Here is an 11,481-nt window from a genome sequence, read left to right on the forward strand (position 1 = left end):
AGGCTGCTCATCGGCCCGGTGACCCGGCGTCGCCGGATCCTGGTGATTCCGGCGGGCCGAGCGACCGGGTCCGGCCGGTCGGCGGCCTCAGTGCGTGTGGATCAGGCGTGGGTCTCCGTTCGCCGGGCGGGAAACTCCGCTGCAGCGCGGCACGCGCGTCGTCGTCGAGGACGACGTCTCCGGCACGGAGGTTCTCGGCCAAGTGGGCGCGCGTGCGGGTACCCGGGATGAGCAGGACGTTCGGCGCGAGGTCGAGCAGCCATGCCAGCGCAACCTGCGTGGGCGTGGCCACCAGCCTCGTACCCAGCTCGGCGAGCACGGGACTGTCGAGGATCCGCTGCCGCGCGGCGAGCGGCCACCCCAGCGGGCAGTACGGCACGAACGCGATGCCCCGCTGCGCGCATTCTTCGAGCACGTCGAGGGATCGCTGGTCCAGGAGGTGGAACAGGTTCTGCACGCAGACGACCTCGGTCTGCTCCAGCGCCCTGAGCAGGTGCTGCCGGGAGATGTTGCTGAGGCCGACGCCGTCGGCCAGTCCCTGTTCGCGCGCCTTCACGAGCGAGGCCAGCTGGGCGTCGAACCCCCGGTCCGGCACCGCGAGCGGGTCCGGCATGCGCAGGTTGACCGCGGCCAGCCGGTCCAGGCCGAGGGCCCTCAGGTTGTCTTCGATGCCCCGGTGCAGGTCGGCGGCGCGGGTGTCGTGGCCGACGGCCACCTTGCTGACGATCGCCAGGCCGGCCGGGTACGGGTGCAGCGCCTCGCGGATGAGGCCGTTCACCGTCCCCGACCCGTAGAACTGCGCCGTGTCGATGTGGTCGACCCGGCCGGCCACGGCGGCATGCAGCACGCGAAGGGCCTCGTCGTGATCTCGCGGTGGCCCGGAGAACCCGTCCCCCGCGAGTTGCATGGCGCCGTAACCGACCCGATGGACGCGCCGGGCACCCAGTGCGAAGGAGCCGCCCAGGTCAGGGGTGGATCTGCGAGCCATAGCCGAGGTCCAGGCGGATCGATTCGAGGATGATGAACGCGTGGCTGGCGGTGAAGACGTCGGCCGCCGCGAGCACGCCGGTGTACTTCTTGACGACCGGTGCGGCCGCGTAGTCGGAGACCGCGTCGAGGTAGGTCTTCACGCCGGCCCAGGCGTTGTCGCCGTACTTCGTGAAGTACGGCGTCGGGTCCACAGTGGCCAGTGCGGTCTTCACGTTGTCGGTGAGGTCGGTGATGTACTGCTGGTACACGACGACGTCGTCCCGCGTGCCGAGGCGGCCCAGGTGCCCGCCGATGAAGTGCTTCCACGGGTAGGACAGCGCCTTGGCCGGCGCGGCGATGGAGGCGGGGACGTCCTCGTTGAGGTTGAAGTTGTAGAACGGCACCCACCCGGGCAGCACGACGTCGACGAGCATCAGGGTGCCGTGGTCGGGCAGGTGGATGTAGCTGTTGTCCGGGGTGTGGTTGGTGCCTTGCCAGGCCAGGTTGATGCGCTCGCCGCCGACGCGCAGCGTGCGCTGCTTCTCGAACGTGACGTCGGGGACCGGCCGCGCCGGGTCGTTGTCGCGGACCAGGAGGCGTTTGGTCTCGGCGTGGCCGACCCGCACGACGTTCTTGCCGAACAGGGAGGACGCGCCGAGGTGGTCAGCGTGGTGGTGGGAGTAGACGATGTGGGTCACCTTGCGTGACACGCCGTTGGCGGCTGCGATCTGATCGATCGCGCGCTGCAGGTTGTGCCCGATGGTCGGGGGTGCGTCGAACAGGACGACGCCCTCGCGGGTGGTCAGGAACGCCGCCTGGTAGGTGCCGTCGGTGACCCAGTACAGGTTCTTCTCGACTCTCCCCACGTAGTAGCCCTGCTCGTTGAGGGCAGGGCCCAGCGCGGACGGCGGGACCGGCGCGTAGTCGGGCAGGGTCTCGGCCGACGCTGTGCCGGCGAAGGCGCCACCGGTCAGGCTCGCGGCCGCCGGAAGCGCCGCGAGCGCGACACCTCGGGCGAGGAACGATCGGCGGTTCGAGGGGGACATGAGGATCCTTTCGAGTTACGCGCGGGTGCACGCCCCGACCAGCGTCGCGGCGCGGCAGGTGAGCGGTCGCCACCGGATTCCGGCGATCTGCGGTTAGGCTGGCCGCGTGCCCGACCTGATCGAGCGTCGTGACCTGGTCGCCGCGCTCGACCGCGCCGCCAGGAGCCGGGTCACGGTCGTTTCGGCGCCCGCCGGCAGCGGAAAGACGTCGCTGCTGTGCCTGTGGCGTGACCAGTACGGCCGGGGCCGGCGGATCGCCTTCATGTCGGTGCGGCCGGAGCAACTCGACGCGCAGCTGTTCTGGCACGCCTTGCTCGGCGCGGTGTACGACGCCACCGGCGCGGACCGCGTGGAGCCGTCGACGACACCTGGCTTCGACGGGCAGGCGATGGTGGACCGGGTGCTTTCGGAGATCGGCTCAGCCGGGGAGCCGATCTACCTGGTCATCGACGACTTGCACGAGCTGGGCTCCGCCGAGGCCGCCGATCAGCTCACGGCGCTGCTGACGCGGCTTCCGCCGCGCGTGCACGCGATCGTCGCCACCCGCCGCCTCCCGCCGCTGCGCCTGCACCGGCTGCGGCTGGCCGGGGAACTGGCCGAGATCCGCGTCCCACAATTGCGCTTCACCGAAGCCGAAACCCGGGAACTCCTGGCCACCGCCCGGATCCCACTGCCCGACGACGCGGCAGCCACCCTCCACCAGCGGACCGAGGGCTGGGCGGCCGGGCTGGGACTCGCGGTGCTCTCGCTGGCCGGGCACCCGGACCCCGCACGATTCGTGGCCGAGTTCTCCGGCAGCGACCGGACCGTCGCCGAGTACCTGATGGCCGAGATACTGGACCGGCAGCCGGCCGACGTGCGACGCCTGCTGCTACGCACGTCACTGCTGGACCGGGTCGACGGCGAGCTGGCGGACCTGCTCACCGGCGCGGCCGGTTCGGACCGGATCCTGCTGGAGCTCGAGGACGCGAACGCCTTCGTCGTCTCAGTCGACGCCACTCGCACCTGGTTCCGCTACCACAACCTGTTCGCCGGGCTGCTGCGACTGGAGCTGCGCCGGACCCAGAACGCCGACATTCCCGCCCTGCACCGGCTCGCCGCGCGCTGGTTCGCGGAGCACGCGCTGCCCGCCGACGCCGTCCGGCACCTCCAGGCCGCCGGTGACTGGCCCGCGGCGGCCCGGCTGCTCGCCGACCATTCGCTCAGCATGACCCTCGACGGCCAAGGGGGCAGCGTGGCGGCCCTGCTGCGTGCCTTCCCGGCCAGGGCCGGTGCGCGGTCCCCGGAGCTGGCTGTGGTGCACGCGATCGCCGACCTCGACCGGATGCACCTCGACGACGCGGTGGCCCACCTGGCGATCGCACGGTCCCACGCCGGCACGACCGCGTCGCGGATGGTGATCACCGCCCTGGAGCTGCTGCTGGCCCGGCTGCGCGGCCACTTCTCCGCGGTCGTCGAGCAGGCGGATGCGCTGCCGTCGCCGGTGACCGGCCGGTCGGACGCCGACATCGCGCTCGTGGGCGACCTGCAAGCCGTCGCCCTGCTGAACCTCGGCGTCACCGAGGCGTGGTCGATGCGGCTCCCCGCAGCCGAGCGGCACCTCCTGGACGGCGCCGCCCTCGCCCGGGACATCGGCAGGCCCTACCTCGAAGTGGCGTGCCTGGCGCACCTCGGGTTCGCGTCCACGTTCCGGTCCTTCGCCCTGGCGCGGCAGCGCTGTGAAGAGGCGATCGCGCTGGCGGCCCACCACGGCTGGGAGGCCGAGCCCGTGATCGCGCCCGCGGCTGTGACGCTCGCCGGGATCTTCGCCGGGACGGGCGAGTTCGACCGGGGCGAGCAGTGGCTGGCGCGGGCCGAGCGCCTCACCCGGGCCGAAGGTGAACCCGGCACCCGGCTGCTGGTGCACCTGGTCGCCGGGCTCCTCGCGGCGGCCCGCGGCCACCATCGCGAAGCGTTGCCCGAGTTCGCCGCCGCGCGCCGGGTCCAGGCCGGCATGGCGGGTGAGCACGCACTGAGCGCCCGGGTCACCGCGTGGATGATCGCCACGCAGGCCCGTGGCGGGCTGCTCGAAGAGGCGAAGGCGACCCTCGAGCACGCCGCAGGCGACGAGTTCGGCACCGCGGCGGCGGTCGTCCGGCTCGCCGGGGGAGATCCGGCCGGCGCCCGCGAGGAGCTGCGCAAGGTTCCCGAGACCGCCTCCGTGCCGGCCCGGATCGAGGCCCGGCTCGTGGCGGCGCTCGCCGGCTGGGAGCTGGGCGACAAGGCAGCGGCCGGAACCCTGGTCGAGGACGCCTTGACCCTCGCGGAGCAGGACCGGCTGATCCTGCCGTTCGCGATGACCGGGGCAGGGGAACTGCTCGAGTCCCTGCGGGAGACGTCGCACGCCGCGCTCGTCGCCGACATCCTCGACGTCGTCCGCGGTGGCGCGCCCGCGAACCCGCTTCCCGCCGGAGAACTCAGTCCGAGCGAACTTCGCGTGCTGCGCTACCTGCCGACCAACCTCACCCGGCCCGAGATCGCCGGGCAGCTGTCGGTTTCGCTCAACACCGTCAACACCCACATCCGCCACATCTACGCGAAACTCGGCGCCACCGACCGGACGGCCGCCGTCCGCCGCGGACGCGAGCTGCGGCTCTTGGCTTCCGGCCGCGCCTGAACCACCGGGATCACCCGGGTCTCAGAGGACCCGCATGGTCCTGGCGACGGGCAGCCTGCGGATGCGGGTACCGGTGCCGGCCGCGATGGCGTTGGTCAGTGCGGGTGCGGCGGTGGGGACGCTGACCTCGCCGACGCCGGTCGGCGGCTCGCCCGACTCGATCAGGTGCACGTCGATCCGCGGTACCGACTGCATCCGCATGATCGGGTAGCGGTCGAAGTTCCGGGTGACGATCTCGCCGCCGTCCTCGAGCACGACCTCACCCCACGCGGCGGCGCTCAGCGCGTAGATCAGGCCGCCTTCGACCTGCGCGCGGACCAGGTCCGGGTTGACGACGATGCCGCAGTCCACCACGAACGTGACGTGCTCGACGCGAACGCGGTTGCGCCGGTCCAGGGAGATCTCGGTGACCTGGGCGCTGTGGGACAGGAAGCTGCTGGCGGCGATGCCCCGGGCCCGGCCTTCGGGCAGCGGGGTGCCCCAGCCGCCCCGCTCGGCCGCCAGCTCCAGCGCCTTCAAGGTGCGCGGATTCTCCGCCAGCAGGTCGCGGCGCAGGTCGACCTGGTCGCACCCGGTGGCGATGGCGAGCTCGTCGAGCGCCGACTCGCGGGCGAACTCGGTGTGCGAGTTGCCGACCGACCGCCACACCATGATCGGCACGCCGGTCTCGACGACGCTGGTCTCCAGCTTGAAGTCCGGCACCGCGTACGGCGGGTTCACCGCGCCGCTGGTGGTCATGTAGTCGACGCCACCGGTGAACAGGAAGTCCGCCACCACCGGCAGGGTGACCGAGGTCGGCTGGGCGGCGATCTGCTGGTGGAACGCCGTCACGCGACCCTCGGCGTCGGCTCCGGCGCGGACCCGGTGCACGGCCATCGCCCGGTACCGGCCGCTCTTGAGCTCCTCCTCGCGCAGCGACTGGAGCTTCACGGGGTACTTCCAGTCCAGCGCCTTCGCGACCTGCACGGCCTCGCTGACCGGGTCGCGGCCGGACGAGCTGTGCAGGCCGAACGAACCGCCCGCGTACGGCACGTGCACCCGGACCCGGTTCTTGTCGACGCCGGCCGCGGCGGACGCCGCCATGCGGACGTATTCGGGTCCCTCGGTGCCCGCCCAGACCTCGAGCGTGCCGTCGTCGGCCATCCGGCACACGGCGTTGTTCGGTTCCATCGGGGCGTGCGCGAGGTAGGGCAGCTCGTAGCTCGCGTCGACGACGTGCACCGCCCGCGCGAGCGCGCCGTCGACATCGCCGTCTTCCTTGGCCACCACGGCTTTCTCGCCGGAGTCGAGCAGTCGGCGGTGCACGGCGAGGAGCTCCTCCGTACTGCGCCGCTCGGCGTTCCGGTCGTCCCAGTCCACCCGCAACGCACGGACGCCCCGCTGCGCGTCGTCGAACGTCTCGCCGACCACCGCGACGCCCTCCTCGATCGGGATCACGGCGCTCACGCCGGGCAGGACCAGCGCCGCGGTGTCGTCGACCGAGGCCACGGTGGCGCCGAACTTCGGCGGGTGCAGCACCACCGCGGTCACCATGCCGGGATGCGTGACGTCGATGGTGAACCGGGTCGTCCCGAGGATCTTCCCCGGAGCGTCGACCCGAAGCCGGCCTTCGCCGCCGATCAGCTTGTAGCGGGCCGGATCCTTCGGGCTGACGTCGGCCGGGACCGGCACCTGCTCGGCACTGGCGGCCAGTTCGCCGATGCCGGCGCGTTTCCCGCTCGGGTGGGTCAGCACGCCCGAGTCGATCTCGACCTCGCCGGCCGGCACCCGCCACACCTCGGCCGCGGCCGCCACCAGCCGGGCCCGCGCCTGCGCGGCGGCCAAGCGGTACCGGGCCCAGTACCCCACGGTCGACGTGGACGCACCGGTGAGCTGGAGGAATCCGCCGCCGGCGGGAGTCGCGTACACGTCTCCCCCGGCGTTGCCGCCGTTCGCCGCGTTGACCACCCGGACCGACGCGAAGTCCGCGTCCAGTTCCTCGGCCACGATCGTCGCCAGCCCGGTGTGGGCGCCCTGGCCCATCTCGATCTGGTTCGAGAAGGCGACCACGGTCCCGTCCTCGTGGACGCGGACGTACGGATGGACCGGATCGGCCAGTTCCTCCGGCGTCAGCCGCCGCGCCTCCACCTCCCCCGCGGCGGTCACCGGCTCCGAAGCGCCGCCGGCGGCCAGCGCCTCGGACGCGGCGCCGATCGCCTTCCGGATCCGCGGATACGTGCCGCACCGGCACAGGTTCCCGTTCATCCAGCTGCCGACCGCCGCGTCGTCCGGCACCGGGTCGGCCGTCAGCAGGGCGGTGGCGGCCAGCGTCTGGCCGGGCTGGCAGTACCCGCATTGCACCACGTTGCCCCGGTGCCACGCGTCCCGGACGGCTTCGACGACCGGGCCCGAAGCGCCTTCGACCGTGGTGATCACCTTGCCGGCGGCGGTCCCGGCCGGTGTCTGGCACGCCTTCGTGTTGCGGCCGTCGACCAGCACCGTGCACGCGGCGCAGAACCCGATCCCGCAGCCGTACTTGGTGCCCGTCAACCCCAGCACGTCGCGCAGCACCCACAACAGCGGGCTGGTCGCGAACCGGTCGTCCACGTCGACATCGGCGCCGTTCACATTCAGCTTCACGAGAATCTCCTGGGCGGTACGTCCACATCGGACGGAAGTGGCGGCCGGTGCTCGGTCAGGCGGGCATGCCCGCGTCGATCCACCGCTGCAGCTTGTCCACCTGCTCGGCGGGCCACGCGCCGTCGCACGGCATCTGCCCGCTGCGCAGCGATCCCACAATGGCGTCGGCCTTCTCGACGACGTCGTCGTAGTCGAACAGGTCGAAGCCGGCCAGCATCGCGTCACGGTCCTTCTGCCGGAACAGCGGCTTGATGTCCTGCTCGAAGCCGAGCTTGTCGCCGGGTGCCGTCATGTCACGTCCTCACCTCAGGTGTGCTGAACGGGCCGGCTGTCAGCCTCACGGTGAGGGAGGTGAGACGTCCTCACCGGAATCCGATGATTCGCCCGGCTACAGCAGGTTCAGCTCCCGGGCCCGCGCCACGGCCTCGGTGCGGTTGCGGGCCTGCAGGCGGCCGAAGATCTGGTTGAGGTGCCACTTCGTCGTGCCGACGGTGATGAACAGCTTGTCCGCCACCTGCCGGTTGGACATTCCGGTGGCGATCAGCCCGAGGATCCGCCGCTGGGTCTCCGTCAGCGTCTCCACCACCCCGACGCCTTCGACGGTGCGCAGCTCCGACCCGCGGGCAGGACCGGCCGGGGCGCCGCGGGAGCGGGAGAGCAGGTCGGTGACGAACTCCGGCACCGTCGCGCGAACGTCCTTCACCAACGGCACCAGGGCCGGGCCCTCGTCGAGGAACGTCCGGCGGTAGCCGTCGGGCGCGGCGATCTCCACGGCCCTTGCGAGCAGCTCCCGCGCGGGCTCGCCGCGGCGCGCCAGCGCGCTCACCACCAGGATGGCCACGAGACTCCCGTCCCGGCCCTCCGCGCGGGCTCGGTCCTCGATCACGCCCAGCACATCCAGGGCGGCCGTCGGCGAGCCGCGCGCGATGAGCAGCCGGGCGCGGGTCAGCTGCTCGTAGTCCGAGGACGACGGCTGGTCGCGGGTGATCTCGGCCAGTGCCTGCTCCGCCGCGGCGGAATTGCCGGACCGCAGGTGCAATTCCGCGATCGTCGCCACGACGAGCCGGGCGCGCCGGTAGTCCTCGGCGGCGTCCGCCTGCCGGCGCGCGGCCAGCAAGGCCTCGAAGCCCGCGTCCACCCGCCCGGACGCGTGGTGCAGCCGCGCCAGCGTCCGCAGCCCCAGCAAGGTGTAGGACGTCGTGCCGAGCTGCTCGCAGCGGGCGATCCCGTCCACGAGGTGCGTCCGGGCTTCCACGAGCTCGTCGCGTTCGTAGAGCAGCGTGCCCAGCGGCACCTCGGCCAGGCCGGCCATCGGGGCGCCGCCGTGGGCGCGCAGCGCGTCCCGGCACAACAGGATCGCCTCCCGCAGGCGCCCCTGGACGTACAGCAGCGGCGCGAGATAACCGGTGGCTTCCAACGCGCTCAGCGGGTTCCCGCTTCGCTCCCCCAGCCGGACCGCCTGGCGCAGCACCTCGATCGCGCCGCGCCGGTCACCGGTGAGCCGCCGTGCCTGCCCCAGCACGCCCAGTGCGGCGGCGCGGAAGAACGACGTGCTGTCGCCGAGCAGGTCCAGGGCCGCGGTCGCGAGCCCGGCGGCGTCGGCGGGACGGCCGTGCGTCAGGGCGAGGTACGCCTGGAACGTCCGGAGCATCGCGCGGTCGAGCACGGGCGCGGCCGGCCCCATGCCCGCGTCGGCGATCGCCGCGTACGCCTCGGCCTCGTCGGCGCGCCCGGCGAGGTAGAGCAGCCAGCCCTTGAACCCGGCGAGGTCGGGGTGCGCCCGCACCTCGTCCTCGGGCAGCCGGTTCAGCCACGACAGCAGCGTCGCCAGCTCGCCGCGGCGCACCTGGTCCTCGGCCTGTTCACGCACGGTCGCGACGGCCAGGCCCAGTTCGTGGCCGGGGACCGCGTGGCGGATCGTCTCGGCGGGCATCCCCTCCGCCGAGAACCACCGCGCCGCCCGCGCGTGACACTCCACCGCGACGTCCGCGGCCAGCTCGCCGCGCAGGTAGTCGGCGAACAGACCGTGGTAGCGGTGCCACTCCCCCGCGTCGTCGACCGGGGTGAGGAACAGGTTGGCGCGTTCGAGGTCGCGGATCACCCGATCGCTGTCCGAACGCCCGGTGACGGCGTCGCACAACGACGGCGTCAGGGTCTCGAGCACGCTCGTGCGGAGCAGGAACTCGCGGACGTCGGCGGGCTGGCGGCCCACGACCTCCTCGGCGAGGTAGTCCAGCACGTACCGGTTGCCCGGCCGCAGCCGCACCGACGGCGCGGCCGCCGTGCCGTCGCGCAGGCCGATGCCGAGCAGCTGCAGGGCCGCCGCCCAGCCCTCGGCCCGGCGGTTCAGCTCGCCGACGGTGTCCACGTCGACCTCCCGCCCGGCGACGGCGGTGAGCAGCCCGGCGGCCTCGTCCGGGGTGAACCGCAGCTGGGTGGCGCCGACCTCGGCCAGCAGTCCCCGCCCGCGCCAGCGCGCCAAGGGGAGGTCTGGTTCGGTGCGGCCGAGCAGCACCAGGTGCACCCCCGGCGGGCAGTGCTCGACGAGGAACGTCAGGGCGTCGAGGTTCTCCGGCTCGGCGAGCACGTCGACGTCGTCGAGCACCAGGACGCGTTCGGCGCCGACGAGTTCGTTGACCAGTTCGGTCATCACCGCCGGGGTCGAGGCGGTGCCGGAGTCCAGCAACGTCCGGCTCGCGGCGAGCGCGGTGGCGAGGTGCTCGAGGAAGCGGCCGGGGACGTCGTCGTCCTCGTCGAGGGTCAGCCAGGCGGCGCGCCCGGCGAAGTCCCGCAGCCAGGCGCTCACCAGGGTCGTCTTGCCGAACCCGGCGGGCGCGGTGACCAGGGTGACCGGGTGGGCGGGGACGACGTCGAGCAGGCGCAGCAGCCGCGTCCGCGTGACCGTGCCCGGGCGGTCCGGCGGGATGAGCAGCTTCGTCGCCACCACCTGCATACCCCGACCCTAACTTTGGACAGGGCCGCCGACCAGCGCGGACACCTAGCGTCAGCCACATGGACACCACGGACTTCTACGCACTGGCCGACGACCTCCCGGACGAGGACCGCGACCTGCTGACCCGGTTGCGCGGGTTCCTCGACTCCGAACTCGCGCCCGTCGCGAACTGGCACTGGGCCCGCGAGCGCTTCCCCCACCACCTCGTCGAGCCGCTGGGCAAGCTCGACGTCGGCGGGTTGTCGTACACCGGTTACGGCCTGCCCGGCCGCACCAGCCTGCTGGACGGCTTCGTCACCCTCGACCTCGCCCGCACCGACCCGTCGTTCGCCACGTTCTTCGGCGTGCACACCGGCCTCGCCATGGGGTCGATCTACCTGTGCGGCTCCGAGGAGCAGAAGGCGAAGTGGCTCCCGCCGATGCACCGCTTCGAGAAGATCGGCGCGTTCGGCCTGACCGAACCGGACGTCGGCTCGGCCGCCTCCCGCGGTCTCAAAACCACCGCGCGCCGCGAAGGCGACGAGTGGGTCCTGAACGGCGAGAAGAAGTGGATCGGCAACGCGACCTTCGCCGATGTGGTCGTCGTCTGGGCCAAGGACGTCGAAGACGGCCAGGTCAAGGGCTTCCTCCTGGAGCAGGGCACGCCGGGGTTCACCCCCACCAAGATCGAGGGCAAGATCGCGCTGCGGAGCGTGCAGAACGCGCACATCCTGCTCGAGGACTGCCGCGTGCCGGAGGCCAACCGGCTGCAGCACGCGAACACCTTCGCCGACACCGCCGCGGTGCTGCGGATGACGCGCACGTCCGTCGCCTGGCAGGCCGTCGGCTGCTCCATCGGCGCCTACCAGCGGGCTCTGGCCTACGCCAAGGAGCGTGAGCAGTTCGGCCGGCCGATCGGCGGGTTCCAGCTCGTGCAGGACCTGCTGGTGAAGATGCTCGGCAACATCACCGCGTCGCTCTGCCTGGTCGCGCAGCTGTCCCGGCTGCAGGACGCGCAGAAGATGACCGAGGAGCAGGCCTCGCTGGCGAAAGCCTTCTGCACCACCAAGATGCGCGAGACCGTCGGCATGGCCCGTGAGCTCATGGGCGGCAACGGAATCCTGCTCGAGTTCGACGTCGGCCGGTTCGTCGCCGACGCCGAAGCCATCCACTCCTACGAGGGCACGCGCGAAATGAACACCCTCATCGTCGGCCGGGCCCTCACCGGCCTGTCCGCCTTCGTCTGATCCGGAAGGAGA

General features: G+C 72.4%; 7 protein-coding genes. 2 read left to right on the top strand and 5 right to left on the bottom strand.

Features of this window, described 5'->3' with window-relative positions:
• Positions 1–7 precede the first annotated feature (7 nt).
• Together ISP_RS33150 and ISP_RS33155 are read right to left on the bottom strand one after the other, a co-directional pair.
• Entirely contained in the window at positions 8–988 is a 981-nt protein-coding gene (locus ISP_RS33150; RefSeq protein WP_230468475.1) for an aldo/keto reductase, read from the bottom strand.
• Entirely contained in the window at positions 966–2,015 is a 1,050-nt protein-coding gene (locus ISP_RS33155) for an MBL fold metallo-hydrolase (protein WP_013228244.1), read from the bottom strand. Before ISP_RS33155 ends, ISP_RS33150 begins: the two co-directional genes overlap by 23 nt.
• A gap of 106 nt (positions 2,016–2,121) precedes the next feature.
• Between ISP_RS33155 and ISP_RS33160 the strand changes: the two genes are divergently transcribed.
• Complete coding sequence (locus ISP_RS33160; RefSeq protein WP_013228245.1) at positions 2,122–4,671, top strand: LuxR C-terminal-related transcriptional regulator; 2,550 nt, start codon at positions 2,122–2,124, stop codon at positions 4,669–4,671.
• 21 nt (positions 4,672–4,692) lie between these two features.
• Here ISP_RS33160 and ISP_RS33165 read toward each other — a convergent pair whose 3' ends face one another.
• From ISP_RS33165 to ISP_RS33175, 3 genes are all read right to left on the bottom strand, one after another.
• Positions 4,693–7,290 carry a molybdopterin cofactor-binding domain-containing protein gene (locus tag ISP_RS33165; protein ID WP_013228246.1) on the bottom strand — a complete coding sequence of 866 codons (2,598 nt, stop codon included), beginning with the start codon at positions 7,288–7,290 and terminating at the stop codon, positions 4,693–4,695.
• Positions 7,291–7,345: 55 nt separating this feature from the next.
• Positions 7,346–7,582 (bottom strand): hypothetical protein, encoded by a 237-nt coding sequence (locus ISP_RS33170; RefSeq protein WP_013228247.1) that lies wholly within the window; start codon positions 7,580–7,582, stop codon positions 7,346–7,348.
• A 96-nt stretch (positions 7,583–7,678) separates the two neighbouring features.
• Positions 7,679–10,243, bottom strand: coding sequence for a LuxR C-terminal-related transcriptional regulator (locus ISP_RS33175; protein WP_013228248.1), 2,565 nt, complete (start codon positions 10,241–10,243; stop codon positions 7,679–7,681).
• 59 nt (positions 10,244–10,302) lie between these two features.
• On the opposite strand from ISP_RS33175, the gene ISP_RS33180 reads away from it, so the two are divergent.
• A complete protein-coding gene (locus tag ISP_RS33180) occupies positions 10,303–11,469 on the top strand; it encodes an acyl-CoA dehydrogenase family protein (protein ID WP_013228249.1) in 1,167 nt (388 codons plus the stop codon).
• Positions 11,470–11,481 lie beyond the last annotated feature (12 nt).

The organism is Amycolatopsis mediterranei, from assembly GCF_026017845.1.
Taxonomy (GTDB): domain Bacteria; phylum Actinomycetota; class Actinomycetes; order Mycobacteriales; family Pseudonocardiaceae; genus Amycolatopsis; species Amycolatopsis mediterranei.